General features: G+C 46.8%; 23 protein-coding genes. 1 reads left to right on the forward strand and 22 read right to left on the reverse strand.

From position 1 onward, the window contains the following. Positions 1–259 precede the first annotated feature (259 nt). From MHB49_RS22015 to MHB49_RS22050, 8 genes are all read right to left on the reverse strand, one after another. Positions 260–1,237, reverse strand: coding sequence for a biotin--[acetyl-CoA-carboxylase] ligase (locus MHB49_RS22015; RefSeq protein ID WP_405153013.1), 978 nt, complete (start codon positions 1,235–1,237; stop codon positions 260–262). Next, complete coding sequence (locus MHB49_RS22020; RefSeq protein ID WP_405153014.1) at positions 1,224–2,522, reverse strand: CCA tRNA nucleotidyltransferase; 1,299 nt, start codon at positions 2,520–2,522, stop codon at positions 1,224–1,226. The genes MHB49_RS22015 and MHB49_RS22020 overlap by 14 nt, the downstream gene beginning before the upstream one ends. Before the next feature lie 81 nt (positions 2,523–2,603). Next, the gene (gene bshA / locus MHB49_RS22025; RefSeq protein ID WP_405153015.1) at positions 2,604–3,764 is read right to left on the reverse strand and encodes an N-acetyl-alpha-D-glucosaminyl L-malate synthase BshA; all 1,161 of its coding nucleotides are present in this window, start codon (positions 3,762–3,764) and stop codon (positions 2,604–2,606) included. A 96-nt stretch (positions 3,765–3,860) separates the two neighbouring features. Next, on the reverse strand, positions 3,861–4,562 hold the full coding sequence (gene bshB1 / locus MHB49_RS22030) for a bacillithiol biosynthesis deacetylase BshB1 (RefSeq protein WP_405153016.1): 702 nt from the start codon (positions 4,560–4,562) through the stop codon (positions 3,861–3,863). After that, positions 4,559–4,999 carry a methylglyoxal synthase gene (gene mgsA / locus MHB49_RS22035; protein WP_247898191.1) on the reverse strand — a complete coding sequence of 147 codons (441 nt, stop codon included), beginning with the start codon at positions 4,997–4,999 and terminating at the stop codon, positions 4,559–4,561. The genes bshB1 and mgsA overlap by 4 nt, the downstream gene beginning before the upstream one ends. A gap of 49 nt (positions 5,000–5,048) precedes the next feature. Further along, entirely contained in the window at positions 5,049–5,852 is an 804-nt protein-coding gene (gene dapB, locus MHB49_RS22040) for a 4-hydroxy-tetrahydrodipicolinate reductase (RefSeq protein WP_247898192.1), read from the reverse strand. Positions 5,853–5,934: 82 nt separating this feature from the next. Beyond that, positions 5,935–6,459, reverse strand: coding sequence for a tetratricopeptide repeat protein (locus MHB49_RS22045; protein ID WP_247898193.1), 525 nt, complete (start codon positions 6,457–6,459; stop codon positions 5,935–5,937). 50 nt (positions 6,460–6,509) lie between these two features. Continuing rightward, a complete protein-coding gene (locus tag MHB49_RS22050) occupies positions 6,510–6,839 on the reverse strand; it encodes a nucleotide pyrophosphohydrolase (RefSeq protein ID WP_024630636.1) in 330 nt (109 codons plus the stop codon). A gap of 174 nt (positions 6,840–7,013) precedes the next feature. On the opposite strand from MHB49_RS22050, the gene MHB49_RS22055 reads away from it, so the two are divergent. Continuing rightward, entirely contained in the window at positions 7,014–7,883 is an 870-nt protein-coding gene (locus tag MHB49_RS22055; RefSeq protein WP_247898194.1) for a YitT family protein, read from the forward strand. A gap of 102 nt (positions 7,884–7,985) precedes the next feature. On the opposite strand, the gene MHB49_RS22060 is transcribed toward MHB49_RS22055, so the two are convergent. From MHB49_RS22060 to hisC, 14 genes are all read right to left on the reverse strand, one after another. After that, complete coding sequence (locus tag MHB49_RS22060) at positions 7,986–8,855, reverse strand: sporulation protein YpjB (protein WP_405153017.1); 870 nt, start codon at positions 8,853–8,855, stop codon at positions 7,986–7,988. Positions 8,856–8,921: 66 nt separating this feature from the next. Beyond that, positions 8,922–9,548, reverse strand: a complete 627-nt coding sequence (locus tag MHB49_RS22065) for a DUF1405 domain-containing protein (RefSeq protein ID WP_405157214.1) — start codon at positions 9,546–9,548, stop codon at positions 8,922–8,924. Positions 9,549–9,660: 112 nt separating this feature from the next. Next, the gene (locus MHB49_RS22070; RefSeq protein ID WP_247898196.1) at positions 9,661–10,542 is read right to left on the reverse strand and encodes a menaquinol-cytochrome c reductase cytochrome b/c subunit; all 882 of its coding nucleotides are present in this window, start codon (positions 10,540–10,542) and stop codon (positions 9,661–9,663) included. Between the two features lie 21 nt (positions 10,543–10,563). Next, positions 10,564–11,235 (reverse strand): menaquinol-cytochrome c reductase cytochrome b subunit, encoded by a 672-nt coding sequence (qcrB, locus tag MHB49_RS22075; RefSeq protein ID WP_017687726.1) that lies wholly within the window; start codon positions 11,233–11,235, stop codon positions 10,564–10,566. Between the two features lie 15 nt (positions 11,236–11,250). Further along, complete coding sequence (locus tag MHB49_RS22080; RefSeq protein WP_247898197.1) at positions 11,251–11,793, reverse strand: ubiquinol-cytochrome c reductase iron-sulfur subunit; 543 nt, start codon at positions 11,791–11,793, stop codon at positions 11,251–11,253. A 193-nt stretch (positions 11,794–11,986) separates the two neighbouring features. Beyond that, the gene (locus MHB49_RS22085) at positions 11,987–12,409 is read right to left on the reverse strand and encodes a DUF2487 family protein (protein WP_405153018.1); all 423 of its coding nucleotides are present in this window, start codon (positions 12,407–12,409) and stop codon (positions 11,987–11,989) included. Positions 12,410–12,569: 160 nt separating this feature from the next. Continuing rightward, entirely contained in the window at positions 12,570–12,749 is a 180-nt protein-coding gene (locus MHB49_RS22090; RefSeq protein ID WP_024630643.1) for an IDEAL domain-containing protein, read from the reverse strand. Positions 12,750–12,772: 23 nt separating this feature from the next. Next, complete coding sequence (locus tag MHB49_RS22095) at positions 12,773–13,279, reverse strand: gamma carbonic anhydrase family protein (protein ID WP_405153019.1); 507 nt, start codon at positions 13,277–13,279, stop codon at positions 12,773–12,775. A gap of 44 nt (positions 13,280–13,323) precedes the next feature. Then, entirely contained in the window at positions 13,324–14,442 is a 1,119-nt protein-coding gene (locus MHB49_RS22100; protein WP_247898200.1) for a hypothetical protein, read from the reverse strand. Between the two features lie 298 nt (positions 14,443–14,740). Next, positions 14,741–15,340, reverse strand: coding sequence for a histidine phosphatase family protein (locus tag MHB49_RS22105; protein ID WP_247903222.1), 600 nt, complete (start codon positions 15,338–15,340; stop codon positions 14,741–14,743). Positions 15,341–15,380: 40 nt separating this feature from the next. Next, on the reverse strand, positions 15,381–16,016 hold the full coding sequence (locus MHB49_RS22110; RefSeq protein ID WP_247898201.1) for an anti-sigma factor: 636 nt from the start codon (positions 16,014–16,016) through the stop codon (positions 15,381–15,383). Next, on the reverse strand, positions 16,013–16,606 hold the full coding sequence (locus MHB49_RS22115) for an RNA polymerase sigma factor (protein ID WP_062327429.1): 594 nt from the start codon (positions 16,604–16,606) through the stop codon (positions 16,013–16,015). The genes MHB49_RS22110 and MHB49_RS22115 overlap by 4 nt, the downstream gene beginning before the upstream one ends. A 617-nt stretch (positions 16,607–17,223) precedes the next feature. Next, positions 17,224–18,318: a prephenate dehydrogenase/arogenate dehydrogenase family protein gene (locus tag MHB49_RS22120; protein WP_405153020.1), complete on the reverse strand. Its 1,095-nt coding sequence runs from the start codon at positions 18,316–18,318 to the stop codon at positions 17,224–17,226. A gap of 27 nt (positions 18,319–18,345) precedes the next feature. Then, on the reverse strand, positions 18,346–19,446 hold the full coding sequence (gene hisC / locus MHB49_RS22125) for a histidinol-phosphate transaminase (RefSeq protein WP_405153021.1): 1,101 nt from the start codon (positions 19,444–19,446) through the stop codon (positions 18,346–18,348). Between the last annotated feature and the right edge of the window lie 19 nt (positions 19,447–19,465).

A 19,465-nucleotide genomic window follows, 5' to 3' on the forward strand; every position in this document is an offset into this window, starting at 1 on the left:
CCCGAAAAGTCAAAAAAGAGTCACTTGCGATCGTCCCTTCTGTCTCGGTCCTCTTCGGCTCAGAGCAGAATCCAACAACTCACTTTATTACCATTGCTGCCTTGTCACTGCAACATTTTGAAGCAGAACAAAGCATACTACTGCCGGAGTGCAATTCGGTCTGCATTAGCCGATATCGCCTCACGAACACAGTATACCAAAGTTCTGCCCAAAGTTCACGTCTTATGTTCATTTTAACGGTGTAAATTCGACAAATTGTTTAATTTACCAATGAAACTTCACCAGAGTAAACCGATACACGCTCACCGTTTTTCTTCTCCAAAATCAATGCGCCAGAAGAATCAAGGCCTATGGCTGTACCTTCGATGATCCCCTGTGGATTAGCCACCTTAATTTCACGATTCATGGATACGGACAAAGCTTCCCAGAGCGAAGAGATCACATCGAACCCTTCCTTTTGATACAAAAAATACAAACGCTCCAATTCTGAGAGAATGGCCGCTGCAAGTTTGGTTCGGTCTACGGTTTGTCCCGTTTCCATCTTAAGTGAAGTTGCGATTGAACTCAGATCCTCAGGATAATCCTTAGGATCAAAGTTCACATCTACGCCTATGCCTGCGATACAGTAGCGTAATTCGTGGTCTTCAACAGTCGATTCAAGCAGAATCCCGCATACCTTGCGACCATCAATTAAAAGATCATTAGGCCATTTAATCCCGGCATCAGCACCTGTATATGACCGAATGGCACGACACACCGCCACACCCGTTAATAACGTAAGCTGTGGTGTATTTTGCAGTGCAAGCTCCGGACGCATTAGAACACTCATCCAGATGCCTCGTCCAGGTGGGGAGTACCATTTACGTCCAAAGCGACCTCGTCCACCCGTCTGTTCTTCTGCCAGAACCACTGCCCCTTCGCCCTGCCCCTGCTCAGCCATGTGCTGAACATCACCTTGGGTAGACAACGTGGAATTCAGAATGATCGCCTTCCGACCAAACACCGTCGTTTCCAGAGCCAGCTGAAGCGCTGTAGCATCGATACTGTCCGGTTTCGTCACCAAGCGATACCCTTTGCGAGATACTGCTTCAAACTCATAACCCATATCGCGCAGTTTGTTTACGTGCTTCCACACGGCCGTACGGCTAATGGAAAGGTTGCGACTGATCTCCTCACCAGACACAAACTCTCCTTCGGCATTCAGTAACATATGTAACAGTTCCTCATGCTTTGTCATCTGCAGCCACCCGCTTTACTTCGTTGGTCAGCATGTCATGCTGATTCGCTATATTTCCGATCGCAGTCTCTCTTAAGAGATGTTTCATCAATTGTCCCAGCCATGGTCCACCCTTACGTCCAAGCAGCTGCAGAACGTTCTCACCTGTAATTTGCAGATCTTTCAGTTCATGCACTTTCATAGATTGACTCCATGCAGCACCTCGGGATTGTATTATGTCGATCTGTTCTTCGTGCAGAACCTCTTGATCTCGCCAACCTGCTGGAAACAGTCGTTGAACGATGAGCCAGTCCTCTGTTGCCTGACGTCCGCAAGCTAGCACAGTCACGATCCATTCTGATCGTAGTGTCTCTTCATCCCTCAGCTCCTGTACGACAGTCTGAATTAACTGTTCGACCTGGAGAACTCCACTAATGCGGGAACGATCGTCATTAGAAAACGTCCATTTTCGAAGCAAAGCATCTGCTTCATCTCGGGTATAATGGCCTGCAAACAGCATCATGGACCAGCGCAATAAAACGTTTTCTTCCTTCAATTGTTCCATATTGCACATGAGGGATTTATTGAATCGTTCCATATGGATCGGTGCTTTCACATGCTCCAGCGCCTGGCTGCGAAACAGCAATTCCAGACCGCGCAGCGGATGGGGTCCTGCCATCATTTTCACCATTTCGGTACGTACTCTTTCCATGGCGATATGTTGGAGCAGATCCTTTTGTCGAACTAGCCCCTTCCAGGTGTTGTAGGCAATTTTGAAATTAAATACCGAAGCAAAACGAACACAGCGAAGCATCCGCAGTGCATCTTCACCAAAGCGCTCTGCTGCCGATCCCACACATCTGACCCGCCCATCCTGAATATCCGATTGCCCGCCAAAAGGATCAACGATATTGCCGTCTCGATCCATAGCGAGAGCATTCATAGTGAAGTCACGCCGCTGCAAATCTTCTTTGACATCCTGCACATATTGAACGGCAGCGGGTCTTCGATTATCCTTATATTCAGATTCGGTGCGGAAGGTTGTAACTTCAAAGTAGAAGCCTCCTGAACGAACAGTAACCGTTCCATGCTGGAGGCCTGTAGGAATGCAATCGGCGAACAGTTCCATGACTTGCTCAGGGGAAGCGGACGTGGTGATATCCATATCATCCACGCTGCGTTCCAGCAGTTCATCACGTACACAACCACCGACCCAATAAGCTTCATGCCCTTTTTCATTTAATGTTCGCAGTACCTGTTCACTTTGTCTGGCCATTTCATGATCTACCTGTGTCCATTGAACCACTTCATCTCACCCCATAACTACGTGTTGCTTGGTGTGGCTTACACAGAACTATTTCCAAGATGGAACACCCTGATCTGACAATCAGCCACAAATCGGCTTCAGATTCGGAACCTCACGTCCCAGTACCCGGTAGTATATTTGTTCATATTCATGCCGAATGGCATCATTGCAGAAATCATGGTGTGCCCGTCTCAAGCACGCTTCTCTGAAATCCGCTGTCAAACGGTCGTCTGTCAACAAACGAATCGTATTCTCCGCCATTGATTGCGTGTCGCCGATTGGAGACAAAAATCCGGTTTTGCCGTGCAATACCAGTTCCGGGATACCACCGGCCTGTGATCCAATGGTAGGCACACCGCAAGCCATAGCTTCAAGTGCCACCAGTCCGAAACTTTCTTTCTCCGACGGCAGCATAAGCACATCAGCCATCGAAATGACTTGAGCAATATCATCCTGCTTACCCAGGAAATGAACCTTGTCATTCAGTCCAAACTCATTAATCTTCCATTGAATTTTCGGCAGATCCGGTCCTTCTCCAACAAATAACAGTTTGGCAGGTACTTGCTCCTGTACTTGACGGAACACTTCTACCACATCCTGTGTTCTCTTCACAGGACGGAAGTTGGAGATATGCATCAGTATTTTTTCGTGAGGTGCTGCGAAGTCTCTACGCAGACTTGCGGCGTCACGCGGATAATAAATTCGTTTATCAATAAAGTTATAGGTCAGATCAATTGGACGTCTTATATCCAGCAATTCAACCGTTTCACGAATCAAATCCTGGGAAACGGCCGTAACCGCATCACTCTCGTTGATGGCAAGTCGAATCAAATCCTTCAACGACTCATCCTGCGCCAGTACGGTAATATCTGTTCCGTGTAACGTTGTGACCACCTTTAAATCCTCACCCACCATTTGTTTTGCCAAGAAGGCACACACCGCATGTGGCACTGCATAATGTACATGCAGCAGATCCAGTTGCTGTGCTTTGGCTACTTGCGCCATTTTCGTGGCCAATGACAGGTCATACGGTGGATAACGGAAGACGTAGTAATCGTTGACCTCAACTTCATGATAGAAAATATTTTTCTGAAATTTACCCAGTCTAAACGGGATACTATTGGCAATAAAATGAACCTGGTGACCCTGTTCGGCAAGCAATTTGCCCAGCTCCGTTGCGACAACGCCAGACCCTCCGAGGGACGGATAACAGGTTATACCAATTTTTAGCTTTTGATCCATCCGGTGGACGCTCCTTTAATCTCCCGCATGTGCAGGTTGATGTAATGCAACGGAATTGCAATTGATAAATGATTTATACGAGCAAGTTCAATCGTTTTATGACTTGGCAGCTTGGCCAAATTGATGAACTACATATGGTGTAATACTAGCGAATCCTTCTGCAAATGGAATAAGGCTACGCTGTCCGAGCAAAGAATCCCGGGCTTTTACACGTTCAATATATCCTTGAGTCAATGGAGTGGCAACTGCGCCTTCTCCCAATTCGAACTGGGAACGATAACTGAGCAATGAATTTTCCTTCTGCTCATAGTGTTCCGTAATATCCACAATCAAATCCGTTGGTCCGATATCGTTAATGAAGTAAAAATACAATTCTTTCACCTGAACTGCGGGCATGTCCGGCTTATAGTTTCTAAGCTTGGCATTAAAGACAGCCTCCTGCACCAGCTTGCTGCACATTACATGATCCGGGTGACGATCCTCCCAATAAGGCGCAAACACGATTCGAGGGGCATGACGCCGTATCTCGGCAGTCACAGCTTCGATGTGTTCAGGAGTCATATACAGTCCCCGATCAGGCAAACCGAGATTGCTTCGACACGAAAGACCGAGGACGCTGGAGGCTTGCTCCGCTTCCTCGGCTCTGCGCTCTACCGTCCCGTTGGAAGACATCTCTGCCCGGGTCAGATCACACACGCCTACTTTCAGTCCAGCTGCAGTATGCTTGGCAATCGTTCCTGCCATCCCAATCTCTGCATCATCGGCGTGTGCACCAAATATGAGAATATCCAGACTCATTGAGCATCACCTGAATTCAATCCACCCTCAGGCTTGTATTTATGTACAAGCTCTCTCCAGCCAAAATCACCGCGATCGAGCGCTTTAACGAGTATCTCTGCCGTTGCAATATTGGTAGCAAGCGGTATCCCCTGTACATCACACAGACGCAGCAAAGCGTTAATATCTGGTTCATGCGGCTGTGCCATTAATGGATCGCGAAGAAAAATAATCAAATCCATCTCATTTTGCGCAACCAAGGCTCCGATTTGTTGATCCCCGCCCAGCGGACCCGATTCAAACCGATGGATCTGTAATGAGGTTCCTTCCATAATGCGAAGACCTGTTGTACCTGTCGAGTATAGCTGATGGCCTGTAAATACATTTTCGTAAGCTGTCACGAAGTTAACCATCTCTTCTTTTTTGCGATCATGGGCAATAAATGCAATTTTCAACATGACAATCTCCTTTTAGTGTGTGTTCAAAAAACTTTTTGAACTACCTCTTTTAGTCGATAAAGTGATCAAATCCGTAGATAAGTCCTGTATATTCCATAACTTTCTGTACACCAATCTTAACACCAGGCATATAACCCGCACGCTCATAGGAGTCATGACGAATTTTGAGGGATTGGCCAAAGTCTCCAAATACCACTTCCTGCTGAGCGAATACACCAGGCAACCGTACACTATGAATTCGGAATCCGTTATAATATCCGCCACGCGATCCTTCAATCGTCTCTTCTTCATTCGGATTGCCCTGACGAATCTCCTCGCGGTTTGCCGCTATCAACTCGGCTGTTTTGATTGCTGTACCTGAAGGAGCATCCAGCTTCTGATCACCGTGATATTCGATGATTTCCACGTTCGGCATATGTTTGGCAGCCTGTGCGGCAAATCTCATCATCAGAATAGCACCGATCGAGAAATTCGGGGCGATTAACCCTCCAATGCCTTTGTCCTGACACTGCTTGTCCAGCTGTTCAATCTGCTCCGGCGTAAAGCCGGTAACACCCATTACAGGTCTAACTCCATGACGAATCGCAATCTCTGTATGAGCGAAAGCATATTGAGGGACTGTGAAGTCCACCATAACCTGTGGTTTCGTCTCTGTAAAAGCCATCTCGATATCATCGGTCAAAAGCACCCCACATTCAGGCAGACCGACAAGTGTTCCGGCATCCGTACCTACTCCGGAGCGGTTGACCGCTGCGGCGAGCTCCAGTTCAGGATCCTGAAGCACCAGTTTTACTACTTCACGGCCCATCCGGCCGGCCGCTCCGATTACGGCAACTCTTATTACTTCACTCATTTTGGCTGCATCTCCTCACTAATGTTGGTTCGTTTGGTTGAACCCATCTCAACCGAGCTCCATCCCTTAATGAAATAGACTCTTATTGAATGGATTTCATACGCTGCTTAATTTCCTGTAACAATAGATGCAGTTGCTCATTCTGCGGGTCCAGCAACAATGCGTCATGAACGGACCGGGCTGCAAGATCGAACTCATTTAGGTCGATGTACGCAAGAGCAAGCATAAGATGCGCTTCCACATATAACGGGTCAAGTTTAACTGCCTGTTTCAGTAGACCGGCTGCCTCCACATACCGTTCATGCGTTTCATTCCCGACTTGTTCAAGCAGCGACTTGGCCTGAATGCTTAACTGTTTGGCTTCCAGGGTCTGCAAATGCAAAACATACTCCTCGATCCCCTGTGAAAGCTCAACAGCCTTGCGCGCATACTCAAGCGCTGGACCCAAGTGTTGACTGCGGGCATGTGTAATGGAACAACGATAATAAAGCTCCGCCTGTTCCGGGTGAGCAATAATGGCAGATTCAAACCAACGAATTGCCTGCTCAAAATCATTTTGCAAAATACAGCGGTAAGCATGCTGCATATACTCTTCCGGTGTCATCATCAAGCTGTCCCTCCCCATTGAGGTGATGGTACAGCATATGTAATCTACGCCTAATCGGTGTTTTTTGGCGTCCACCGATTTGCATCGCGTGTGTTAAATTTATGCATGACTTTGTCGTGCGCCTCTGCCAGATCGATCCCGAGAGAGTTAGCAAAACAAATCGTGATAAATAAAATATCCCCAAGCTCAAGCTCAATGGAATTGTCTGCTTCGGAAGATTTTTTCGGTTTTTCACCGAATTCGTGATTCACTTCCCTTGCAAGCTCCCCCACTTCTTCAGACATACGGGCGAGCATGGCCAGCGGGCTGAAGTATCCTTCTTTGAACTGAGAAATATACAGATCAACCTCACGCTGCATTTCTGCAATGCTTTTCTCCATGAGAACGGATTCTCCTTTTGAAATTGTGTCGTATTTGTTACCTAATATATCAGTTATTTAGATTCACTTCCACCATCATAAAAGACAAATCATTTTTAAAGAATCGATAAACAGGTATACTAAGATGGGAATGATTGCTTTCTCATTCTAATTTGTAAAATGGAGAGGGAACTTATGAGCACATCCAAAACCTGGGTTCAATTCAAATTGATTCTCCCCATCCTATTGGGTACGGCATTATATGCCTTTGGACTTCTGTACTTCATTATCCCCAATCAGCTCATGGAAGGTGGCGTAACCGGGATTACAGTCCTGTTGAATTATGCCTTCAACATCTCTCCTTCGCTTACAACCTTGGTTGTTAACATTCCGCTTTTTCTGGTAGGGCTCAAGATTTTGGGCGGCAGACAGATGATTTATACAGGCGTTGGTATTGGAGCACTTACTCTGTTCCTCTGGTTATTTGAAAAAATGATTCATCTCGGCTGGATTGAACCGCTGCATACCGAGAATGACCTTTTACTTGCTGCACTTTACGCCGGTGTTACACTGGGGGCAGGACTTGGAATCGTATTTCGCTGGGGTGGAACGACAGGTGGCTCTGACATCATTGCCCGCATTCTTAATCGAAAATATGGCTGGAGCATGGGACGTGTACTCTTAGGTATCGATTTCATCATTATCGGTATTTCCCTCGTCTACATTCCCAAAGAAAAAATACTGTACACCCTTGTAGCTGTATTCATAGCCTCGAAAGTGATTGACTTCATTCAGGAAGGAGCCTATTCGGCCCGCGCATTTATGATCATCAGTGATCATGCACCCGAAATTGCAGATTTAATTACCCGTGATATGGACCGCGGTGTAACGCTCATTCCCGCCATTGGTGCGTATTCGAAGCAAGCCAAACATGTTGCTTACTGTGTCATCTCCAGGCAGGAATTCAGACGTTTGCAGACCATTGTGCGTTCGGTTGACCCTAGAGCTTTTGTTATTATTAGCGATGTCCATGATGTACACGGAGAAGGGTTCAAGGAAAGCTGACTTTTATTTGTACAAAAAGAAACCTCTTTCCCCAAGAGAAGAGCCACAGTTCGGCCTTTCTTGTAGACAGAGGTCTTTGTCATGTCGTGATGCATAAACATCTTAACGCCGAAAAGGAAAAATGCCTTGCTGCTGTGCCCGATATTTACGGTAACCTGCATAACTTAGCGCTGCTATGATTATGGAAGTAATGAGCATTCCAGCTGCCCTACGATTAGGCCCCTGAACAAACGGTACGAAGGCACTTTCGTCCTTTTCCCGACCAAACAACTGATTCACCAACTCTTCACCATGGGTTAACATACTCTTCAATTGGGCAATGTCAGTTCGCTTGGCCTCACTCAGACCTTTGGTATGAGACAACCAGGCGTCCAGCTGGGCGATCTCGTAAGGTTCACGGCGGATCATCGCCGCAGGCCGAATGGTCTCATAATGCTCCTCCAGCAAGGCGTAGCGGCTTGCTATGATCGCCGTACTTAACTGCTGATCTGCTGCGGTTGACAGCGCATCGATATCATTTTTAACGATTTTATAATATTGGAGCCATAAAGGTTTGGCCGGGTTGGCGAGACTGTCTGCCGCAAGTCGAAGTTTGGCCGAGGCCTGCTGGAGGGAAGCATCATCATTTTTTACTCTAACTGCAGCTTCTTTCACTTCAACAATAGTCTCAGATAGGGCATGAATGCCTTCTACTGTCGTCTGACCCGCAAAGGAGATATGCTCCAGCCCTTTACTGATTCGCAAAATACTACCTCTAACCTCTTCGATATCATTGTCCAAGGCATGACGATACAGCAGAGCCGCTTCTTCATTTAATTGCTCTATTGAATTTTGGACAGAGACTTGCTGATCTGTATTTCCGTTCGTACCTGTACTTTCCGCTGATACGCTGTATGACAAGTTCGTCCAGAACAGCAGAGTCATGAACGACACCACCATAAATCCAGTTTTGATCCTGAACGTTCTCTTCATGGACATCCCTCCCACCATCAATGTATGGCAGGGAAGGTCCCCTTAGAACAAGCTTAGATTATGAAATCAGGTCCGTTTGGCCTGTCTCAAGGCAAGCCACGCACAGAGAATACTCACTAGCGTCAGTCCAACAGTGAAATTGCGTACACCATCCAGATGGTCCATCAGCGATGCAGGCAGCCAAGGGAAGATGTCATATGTATAATCCATTGTATCATTTAGCAGTGTCCACAAGGCAGCGATCACCAAGGCGCCCCAACGGAACCCAAAGAACCTCACATACAGCAGAGCCTCAATAGCCATGGCGCTATGCGACGCAATTAACATCCAATCCTGCCAGTTCTGTGCGCCTCCCTGCATCCAGCCTGCAAAAATGATGGAAACTGCCCAAACGCCGTATTTTACCGAAGTAACCACAGCAAGCGCCTGTATGACATGTCCAATCCGATTCATAAGCATCGATTTGGGCTTGTACAAAATCCACAACAAGGAAAGTGTAAAAAACAGGCTTGCTGTTGGACTGTCCGGCACAAACACAATTTGCCACATTGGTTGCTGTGCCAGCGTATACTCCAATTGATCCCCGTACCATATGTATCCATATACTGTTCCTAATGCGTTACACCAAAAAAGAAGCCACAGGAAATAACGGTTCGTTAGAAATTCCCGGCTCCAAAAGTACGATAAAGCCACATGCTCTACCCCTTCCATCATTTGTGTTCTGCGTTTCAAAGAAGGTGTTGCGTAAAACGCCTCAAAAAAACCTGACCGCATAAACGATCAGGTTTCATTGCTTATTTCAATTTTACTGTTCTGCCTTTTGTTTCGCAAGCCATTCCGCCAAGTGATTGATATCATCATCTGTCAGCCCTTGAGCTATGGCGTTGTCATACTGAGCAGGCATGCTGTTATATCCTTCTTTGATAATCGTCAGGATCTCTTCCTGGCTGTGTTTGTCGCCCACACCCCGAAGCGAAGGTCCACCCGCTCCCTTCATATCAGCCGCATGACATCCGATACATCCGGCCTTTTTGAAGGTTTCCATTGCAGGGTCATCCTTCTCGACGATCGCCACTTCTTCTTTTTGACCTGGCGCATTTGAGGTAGGAAGACCCTGCGCGTGTTTCTCACGCGCTTCTTCTTCACGCTGAATATGTTCCGGCTTCTGGCCGCTTGCTTCCAACTCATGCTCGTAGTGTGTCCACGCAACATTCGTCAGGTAGAAAACGGACATCACCGATAGAATCATAAGTGATGATGCAATCGGACGTTTGTAGAAACGCCGCTCCTTGCCTGTATCCAAGAAAGGGGCAAGTAACAAAGCGCCGAAAGCAACTCCGCTGACTCCAAGTACCCCGAGCAGGACATAATCACCTGAGGCATATGGGTATTTCAAATACTGATACAGAAAAAGGAAGTACCAGTCCGGCATCGGGATAACCGATGCACTTGGATTGGCCGGATAGCCCAGTGGTGCAGGTTCCGAAATCGTTAATACCAGAATACCAACCAGTACAACGACACCAACCATCCATTCCTTCAGCAAGAAGTTAGGAATAAAAGCCTCTGATTTGCCGGGATACGCCGTGTAATCCGGTGGAGTTATAAACCCCGCTCCTTTACGGACGCGTGAGTCCCCAACGAAGATAATCTTTTCCTGGTCATCTGACTTGTGTCCGTGAGCCATGTCGATTCCTCCCTTCTCAGATTATAGTGGTCCCGAAATGCCCTGTCTGCGGATCATAATAAAGTGACCGACCAGAAGCACCAGAAGCACAGCCGGAAGGAAGAAGACGTGCAGGGCAAAGAACCGTGTTAACGTCTGTGCACCTACAATAGTTCCGCCTTGCAGGAATTCCTTAATGATCGGTCCCAGCCAAGGAACCGTATTCGCAATCTCCAGAGTAACCTTGGTTGCAAAGTACGCTTTGTTATCCCAAGGCAACAGGTACCCGGTAAGCCCGAGACCCAGCATGACAAAAAAGATCAGCATGCCGACAACCCAGTTCATCTCGCGTGGTGCTTTGTAAGAGCCGGTAAAGAATACACGCATCGTATGTAAGAACATCATAACGATAACCAAACTGGCTCCCCAATGGTGCATCCCGCGTACAATTTGGCCGAAGGCTACTTTGGTCTGCAAATACTCGACACTGGCGTAAGCATTAATAATATCAGGCACATAATACATGGTCAGGAACATCCCTGACAAAATCTGAATAACAGTAATAAAGAACGTCAATCCACCAAAGCAGTACACGAATGCGGAAAAGTGATGAGCCGGGTTTACGTGCTCTGGAACTTCATGATCCGCAACGTCCCTCCAAATTGGCGTGATATCTAGACGCTCGTCAATCCAGTCATAGACATTTTTAAACATCTGCGTTCACGCCTCCTATTTGACTCGGGTGTTCGGAACAATGTCGCCCAGATAAACCCAACCCTGATCTTCCTTAACCACATACTCATCAAGCGGCTTCGGGGCTACGGCAAGATTCTTACCTTCTTTGTCATAATGCGCGCCATGGCACGGACAATGATATTCATCGGGATACTGCTTATCACTGTTCCAACCTACGGTGCAGCCCAAATGTTTACAAATGGGTGAAAGCGCATAGATTTTGCCTTGCTCATCTTTCCTGATCCAGGCGATTAACGAAGCATTGCTTAAATACCATCCGTCTTGCTGTTTCAATTCAAACGTAAATTCTTGAGGTTCATTCGTAATTTTGCTGATTTCCGCTACTTTGACAGAGGTGCCTTCTCCCTTGTGCTGCAAAATTGGGTCCACCGCAAAACGGACCATAGGGAGTATTGCACCGGCGGCCATGTAGGCTGTAGCTCCACCAAGCGTGTACGTCAAAAACTGCCTGCGTGACATTTCCATGCGGCTTGGCAATTTCATCGAAGCTTCGTGCTGGTCATGCTCACTGCTCATACTGTCTCCAACCCCCTTTTTCAGCCAACTCTCTCAATCGTTTTCATTATCAGAAATTCCACGACTTACTAGAACATACATAATCATATAGTAGCCCTAGAACACCGTCAAGAATTTGTCACACATTTTTAAGCTTCATTTGTAAGCGTTATTAAAAAAATGTTGGTAAATTGTCACATTTGCCACAGGTAGGTCATCTTTTCCATAACTCACGGATTTTTTCCCCGACCAAACGCGAAATCCCCTCTTCTCCCACCTCTTGAATTAAAACTGAACGACTTAATACTAAATCTGCAGAAGTAATTTGGTTCTGTTCCAACGCACCATCAGCTGACATTACAACCACATATTTGAAACCTGAAGATTTGAGCTGTGCAGATAAGGTATTTAATGCCATTGACATATCCGGACATGCATAATGGAATGCAGGGTAAGTCATGATACGTCCTTTAAAAGGAATCTCTACCATATCCAAAAAATCTCTAAGCCGCTCCAATGCCTCGGTTGCTTCAACCGGGGACTGCTTGCCTGTCAGGGCTGTGTATGGAATAAGGCATGTATCCAGATAGAGTTGCAGTTCCGCCCAGCTGTCATGAGTCATCTCACTGAATTTCAATTCCCTAATTCCCCTCTCTATCCATTTTATTCCCATATTATATATGAGCATATATTATAAATCCAGAGATTCATACTTTTGGCCGAGTAAATCTGATGAAGAACACAAAAAAGAAATGCGTATTTCACGCATTTCCTGTCTTATATATTTTATATGCTCATCAGTTTATGGCCTTCAGTTCATCCGTCAGATTCCGGAAAGCTACTTCGTCTCCGGTAGCCAATGCCTTATCGATTTCCATATACAGCTTCTCGCTGCGCTGTTTACGAAGCGCGTCGTCCCACACCATTTCAGCAGCCAGCCCCAACATGACTTCATACGTAACTTTCATTTTATCCAATAGGATGCACCTCCAAAACGGATTTAAGAGCTCCTATACTCCTTTCCTTTGGCAACATAACCTAGTGTAGTCCTCGACATCCGCTCAAGATCTGCATCAGTCAACTCACGTATCACTTTGGCTGGTGTACCCAAAGCAAGGGTATAGGGCGGAATTTTACTATTTTCAGTTACAACAGAACCGGCCCCGATCAGCGCATATTCACCAATTTCGGCTCCATTGAGAAGGATAGCGCCCATACCAATTAGCGAACCTTTTCCAATACGACATCCATGGATAATCGCAGAATGTCCTACAGACACATCGTCATCCAATAGCAAAGGTTGATCCGTGTTGACGTGTCCAACCACGTTATCCTGTATATTACAGCGCCGTCCAATCACAATGGGTGCCAAATCGGCTCGTAATACGGCATTAAACCAAATCGTAGATTCCTCACCCATTGTCAGATCACCTATAAGCTTGGCACCTTCGGCCATATATACCGAAGGGTGTAACTGTGGTTGAATACCTTTGTATGGAATTATCATAAGTATCACTCCTTAATTTGGGAGTGATTTTAGCAACTTGTCCTTCACTTGTCAAACATAACGGGGGTAATATCCCCGGACAGCGAGCGACAGGATGACGCAAGGCGTGAACCCCATGCTGTCATTTGTATTGTTCGCCCAGATGCATGTTCTCCAATGCGAAGCATACCCAGATGCAGCATCATTTTAAGCACCCTGTTGTCATAAATTGTCTCTGCAGTGTCATAATAGAACGGCTGAATGTAGGGACCAATCTGGCGGAACAAAGACTCTGCTGTGGACCAGCCAGCTGCACATTCCCCTGTCCAGTACACGATGGAGGACAGATTCGGAATAGCACCTTTATAAAGTCTTAACCAAAACCGAAATAGCTGTATCATCTCGGCTGTTTTCTCCGCCCCCAGCTTGTCTTCACCGGAAGGTGACAATTTTAGCTTGCCCTGCTCCTCCCGGACCAGACGATGATGAAAAGCGTAGTCATAGATGAACGCAAATCGGTCGGGGTAGTCTTTGAATGAACGACCATAACCGAATCTCCATCCAGCCTTACCCACCAGTGTCTCACTCACATGCAAATGCTCCATGATCTGCTGCTGAGAGCGACGGTACATCATGCCTTCTGCGTTCAAGGCTATTTCATGCTGCTGGACAAATTGGAGAAACAGTTTCAGATCATCTGCGAGCAGATGGTATTCATCCCTGTAAACGGGAGGCTCGCTCGTCTGTTCAATGCCTGCCTTCAGGTGGGTGGATAACACATCCCGAAATCTCATTTGCAAATCCTGGGGTACCTGATACAGGTATCTAGTCTGTTGAGTTGTGCCATTGAACAGCCATCCACTCTTCGTGAAGCGAACGATAAGATCACGTGGACTGGCTCCAGCCTCGCTATCTTTTTTATCCATCGACTGACGAGCAATGGCGACAAGTTCCTCCATACCGAAGTATTGGCGGGAATCAAACAGCAAATTGTTCAAAAATCGCAGATCTACTTGATTTAGTTCGCGAACCTGCTGCTCAAAAAAAGGTCTGCTACCCAATGTAGTGAGAATACTCTGGATGAGTTCATGTTTGGAATTGGGCTTACACTCGCACTGGTAATAGTCTGCTATTCGATTAAGCTGGCCGATATCGGCAAAAGTAAGCATATCCGCTAGATTCATGGGTCCATCGCCTCGCCCTTGACTACTTTTTGGCTATTGATTCGGGGCCTGAAGTAGTTTGGTTTTGTAAACATCGTTGACGGATTTCCCATGATCTAAACCTCTTTTTTGCAAATCTTTTATGTTTTAACCATACTATGCCCGAAGTTGCTTGCTCAGAAGAAAAATGAGAGGTTCAAAATCATATAGAAATTGGACTAAAGAATATTTACACTTGCCACTCCAATGACAGGACAACCTTCTGATCACTGTTATCACCCTACACATTGCTATAACACAAAAAAAACAACCTGAGTAATCACTCAGGTTGTTTGGCCAGATCCAATGAAAGGTGTCGTGTACAGTTATAAAGCAATGGGCTCCAATCGTCACGTTCCTTCTCCAGAATTGTAAGCGACAGGTTTCCAATTCGTTCCGTATAGCGGTCTTTGTACAAAGCTGATAGCAGATTGGCTAAAAAAGCGCCATGGGAGACAATCAGCACATTTTGGTCCTGATGAGCCTCCCATAAATCCTCCAGAAAGCCCAATGCACGTGTCTGAATATCCGCAATCTGTTCCTGGCCCAAATCCAGCGTCTCCCATGAAGCGCCCCAGCGAGCCACACGCTCTTCGGACGTCAGACCTTCAATCTGACCAAAAGCACGCTCCTTCAAGCGTGCATCTGGCTCCAGCAAAGGGACATTTAAAAGCCCGGAGATAATCTCTCCTGTCTCCTGAGCCCTGGACAGCCCGCTCGTAATGATGTGGTCCCAGTGGTACTCCTCGGTAAGCAAACGTCTACCCAGACGCTCAGCTTGCTCACGACCTTCTGCATTCAGAGGTATGTCTGTCTGTCCCTGAATACGTCCTGCCGCATTCCAGTCGGTTAGACCGTGACGAATAAGCCCAATCCGCATCTCATCCCTCATTTCTCTATACGGTGAACGAAAGCTTTACCTAAGCACGCGCACCTTGTTTACGTTTGTTCGTTGAACGATGCATACGCCCAAGAGAGAACAAAGCCATACCAATTGCAAGCAACGACAACGCCATCCAGTACTGAGGATACGCCGGGCCCATGCTCACAACGAAGGGCTCAATAATGCTCCCTCTGTCTGCTCCCGTCATGTTGTACTTGTACAATCCGGAAGAAGTAGGCTCACTGCCCGCTACCCCTGTCTCCAAAATACCTGTAGAGACCACGCTGGTCTGCTCAGCTTCTGTTACATCTGGCTTAAACATCGCCATGTACAAAAAGCTGCATAAGAAAATTGCCAGGAACGCAGCAATCCACAAAGACATATGCTTGCGAATCACAGCAGAGAAACGATTAACCTTTGCCTCTTCCGGCAATAGCCATGGAGACTCCGCGTAGATCCGGTCCATAACATTACGGTTCACTCTCTCTGCCTGCTGTTCTGTCACTGGAACCGGTATGCTGTGCAGCAGAATTTGAGCTTCTTCCCAAACCTCAAATTGCTGCGAGCAATCTTCACAATCAGCGAGATGAGCATGAAATGCAATCCGCTGAGGATGAGCTTCCGGCAAGTCCCAGACCAGTGCAAACAATTCCTGGGCTTCATTGCAATTCATCGGTTCTTCATCCCTTCATATGGCTCGTAGACCGGTTCGAAGAAATAAGGTTCCAATTGAGTTTTTACGCTTGACCTTGCTCTGAACAATAACGATTTCACAGAACTGACGCTCTGCCCAAGAATATTTGCTATCTCCTGGTAGTCTAGTTGATCATACTCACGGAGTATAATGGCAGAACGCTGCTTCTCCGGTAAATTGTTAATTGCATCCCTAACCAGCATCACCCGCTCACTGCGCAATACAGCATGCTCTGGCGCATTCTCAGAAGGAGCAATGGGTACAATACCGCTCTCTTCAAGTGGAACGCTCCCACTACGCTGTTTGCGAAGCTCACTCAGCACCGTATTTCTCGCAATGGTATATAACCAGGTTGAGAATGAGGCATCCACCTCTCGGAATGAGTGCAGACTGCGGAACGCCTTATAGAAAGTCTCAGAACAGAGATCTTCCGCAAGCAGCTCCATATTGGAACTTTTCAACATATGATATACGAAAGCCAGTATTTTACGCTGATAACGACTCATCAGCTCGGAATATAACTCCAGGTTACCTTCCTTGATCTCTCGAATCAACTGGGAATCCGTCATTTGAGTGCGACCCCTCCTCGCCCATCCATGTGCTTCTCCCCGTTCGACTCTATCCATGTATTACCGAACAGGCACAAAAAAGTTGCGGTTTTCACCGCATAAAACAGCGTTCAGCGCCAAAACAGGCCTTCCCGCCAAATTCCCCTATGTAATGGCAATTTCCCCAACGTTTCTACATTAACAGTATTTATTGTACAACGGTCTGCATCATCCTGGCAAATCCTTGGCTTGCATCAAAGCCCGACCAGTCATTATTATGCAGCCATTTTCTCGTCCATGACTTCTATTTTATCCCTTTTGTGAAGCCGCTCTTATATTGGACGAGCGAAAGCCTCAAAAAGTTTCAATCTCACTTTAAGCAAGGATTATATTTCCTTAATTTACGAATGTTATAATTAATTCAAACAATTTTACTCAAAGTGTTGACAAAATGAAAACGTATACATATAATAAAAGTACAGTATGGTTTCTCTCCACTCCTATCCAATAACTGTATTGCTCCACGTGAGCAATGGCCGCTTATGTAAGCGGTCTTTTTTTTACTTTTTTTTAAATCACCTACTGTAACAGCTGGTTTTCAACACAAAGAAAGGAGGCTTTCGCCCCCTTCCATAAGACTAAACCCACACTTGATACCCCAGGGAATCCAGCAGCGTTTTGGCACGTTCCATTTCCTCTTCCTGCCGGAACGACAGACGCATAATGCCCGGTACATCGACCCGGTTCTCTATAATCTCCATGTTGCTTAAGTTAATATCATTCGCCCCAAGTTCAGTGGCAATCTTGCCGATCATCCCCGGAGCATCCTGCACATCTGTATACAGATCAAACAACGACGAGATCATGCCTTTGCGTCGTTCTGGCAGCACACTGCGGAACTCGCGTGCCTGACGGAATGCCTCCTCAATGCCCTCACCATTTTGTTGCTCCAGCATTTCGGTGAAAGCCTTCATCTGCCCGTTCCAGTCCTTCAACAGTCCCAGCAGCACCTCACGGTTGCTCAACAGGATATCTCTCCATACAATGGCATCACTGGAGGCAATCCGGGTAATATCCCGGAATCCGCCCGCTGCCAGCATTTTGTACAATGGATTTGAATTATTATATTCGCGCACCTGGTTCACCAGCGCAACTGCAATAACATGTGGCAAATGACTAATTGCCCCTACAATGTCATCGTGCAGCAGCGGTTCTACACGAACAATCTGGGCACGTGTGTATGCAAGAAGGTCAGATAACCTGTCATACGCTTCCTCAGGCACATATTCTGAAGGGGTCAAGACATAGTATGCATTCTCGAATAACACAGCCGAGGCTGCATCCACACCTGAACGCTCCGATCCGGCCATCGGATGACCGCCGATAAAGTATGCATCACTCATGCGGACATGCTCAGCACAAGCTGCGATGGACGCTTTTGTGCTTCCTACATCCGTAATGATACATCCCTTTTTCAGGGGGAGCTTGGCCAATTGTTCAAAATAGGATTCAAGCAGCCCAACAGGTACGCACAAAAAAATAAAGTCGGCATCCTGTACCGCTTCATCCAGAGAGAGCGTAGCGTCATCCACTACACCACTGGCTATGTACTTGTCCTTCAGTTCGGGCAGATGGGCATAGCCCATCACCGTTACACCAGGCTTGCCTTTGAAGCAAAGCGCCAGTGAACCGCCGATGAGCCCGACACCGATCATTGCAATTTTTAGTTTCATGGGTCCTCACTCTTTTCATCGCCAGATTTAAGGGCGTGCTACCGCCTTCTCAGCCAGCGTGTTCTCCAGTGCCGTGACAAACGCACGGTTCTGTTCTGATGTTCCGACGGACACACGAATGTATGTTGGATATACATGGAATCCAGGTCGAACAATAATGCCCTGTTTCAAGAGCGATTGGAATGCTTCTGCCGAAGGCATATCTAGATCAACCAGAATGAAGTTACCCTGAGAAGGGAAAAACGGCAGTCCTAGTCGTGTGAATTCATTTTGCAAATACGCTCTTTCTACCGCATTACGCTCCGCACACTCTTGAACAAAAGTCTGATCCTCAAGTGCAGCCTTCGCGGCTGCCTGACCGAAGCGCGAAGTGTTAAACGGTTCACGCACGCGGTTTATCAGATCAATCACTTCCGGACGTGCAATACCATATCCAATACGCAATGAAGCCAGTCCATAGATTTTGGAGAATGTCCGCAAAATGACCAAATTAGGATAACGCTCAATCATAGGAATGCTTTGTGGATACTCCTCGTCCGTAACAAATTCATAATAGGCTTCATCCAAAACAACCATGACATGAGAAGGCACACGATCCATGAATGCTATCAATTCCTGCTCAGAGATAATTGTACCCGTTGGATTATTGGGGTTACACACCCAGACCGCTTTGGTCTTATCATTGATTTGCGCCAGCATCGAATTCAGATCATGAGTTCCCTCTTTAAGCGGCACTTCAATGCTGACCGCACCCTCGATGTCCGCGTTACTTTTGTACACAGAGAACGTCTGGTCGGCCATGATATTCTCGTCACCCGGGAGGAAGAATGCGCGAGTGATCAATGCAATAATCTCATCCGAACCACATCCAAAGATCAAATTATTCCGCTCCACTCCCAGATGCTTGGCCAGCACTTCAGTCAGTTCCTTTGAACTGCCATCAGGATATATGCTTACATTGACCAGCTCCCTGGTGATCGCTTCAAGCGCAGCAGGGGAGCTTCCATATGGATTTTCGTTGGAGGCCAGCTTGATTACTTGCTCCAAACCCAGTTCACGTTTCACTTCTTCAATCGGTTTGCCCGGTTTGTATACAGGCAGATTGACAATCTGGGACTTCGGTTTCAACCCGACCGCCTCCTGTTAT

Source organism: Paenibacillus sp. FSL K6-0108 (assembly GCF_045040695.1).
GTDB lineage: Bacteria > Bacillota > Bacilli > Paenibacillales > Paenibacillaceae > Paenibacillus > Paenibacillus pabuli_B.

Coding starts and splice junctions, on each gene's coding strand:
- MHB49_RS22015 (WP_405153013.1), bottom strand. CDS start 1,237: ATGACAAAGCATGAGGAACTGTTACATATGTTACTGAATGCCGAAGGA.
- bshA (WP_405153015.1), bottom strand. CDS start 3,764: ATGGATCAAAAGCTAAAAATTGGTATAACCTGTTATCCGTCCCTCGGA.
- bshB1 (WP_405153016.1), bottom strand. CDS start 4,562: ATGAGTCTGGATATTCTCATATTTGGTGCACACGCCGATGATGCAGAG.
- mgsA (WP_247898191.1), bottom strand. CDS start 4,999: ATGTTGAAAATTGCATTTATTGCCCATGATCGCAAAAAAGAAGAGATG.
- dapB (WP_247898192.1), bottom strand. CDS start 5,852: ATGAGTGAAGTAATAAGAGTTGCCGTAATCGGAGCGGCCGGCCGGATG.
- MHB49_RS22045 (WP_247898193.1), bottom strand. CDS start 6,459: ATGATGACACCGGAAGAGTATATGCAGCATGCTTACCGCTGTATTTTG.
- MHB49_RS22050 (WP_024630636.1), bottom strand. CDS start 6,839: ATGGAGAAAAGCATTGCAGAAATGCAGCGTGAGGTTGATCTGTATATT.
- MHB49_RS22055 (WP_247898194.1), top strand. CDS start 7,014: ATGAGCACATCCAAAACCTGGGTTCAATTCAAATTGATTCTCCCCATC.
- MHB49_RS22060 (WP_405153017.1), bottom strand. CDS start 8,855: ATGAAGAGAACGTTCAGGATCAAAACTGGATTTATGGTGGTGTCGTTC.
- MHB49_RS22070 (WP_247898196.1), bottom strand. CDS start 10,542: ATGGCTCACGGACACAAGTCAGATGACCAGGAAAAGATTATCTTCGTT.
- qcrB (WP_017687726.1), bottom strand. CDS start 11,235: ATGTTTAAAAATGTCTATGACTGGATTGACGAGCGTCTAGATATCACG.
- MHB49_RS22080 (WP_247898197.1), bottom strand. CDS start 11,793: ATGAGCAGTGAGCATGACCAGCACGAAGCTTCGATGAAATTGCCAAGC.
- MHB49_RS22095 (WP_405153019.1), bottom strand. CDS start 13,279: ATGATAATTCCATACAAAGGTATTCAACCACAGTTACACCCTTCGGTA.
- MHB49_RS22100 (WP_247898200.1), bottom strand. CDS start 14,442: ATGAATCTAGCGGATATGCTTACTTTTGCCGATATCGGCCAGCTTAAT.
- MHB49_RS22105 (WP_247903222.1), bottom strand. CDS start 15,340: ATGCGGATTGGGCTTATTCGTCACGGTCTAACCGACTGGAATGCGGCA.
- MHB49_RS22110 (WP_247898201.1), bottom strand. CDS start 16,016: ATGAATTGCAATGAAGCCCAGGAATTGTTTGCACTGGTCTGGGACTTG.
- MHB49_RS22115 (WP_062327429.1), bottom strand. CDS start 16,606: ATGACGGATTCCCAGTTGATTCGAGAGATCAAGGAAGGTAACCTGGAG.
- MHB49_RS22120 (WP_405153020.1), bottom strand. CDS start 18,318: ATGAAACTAAAAATTGCAATGATCGGTGTCGGGCTCATCGGCGGTTCA.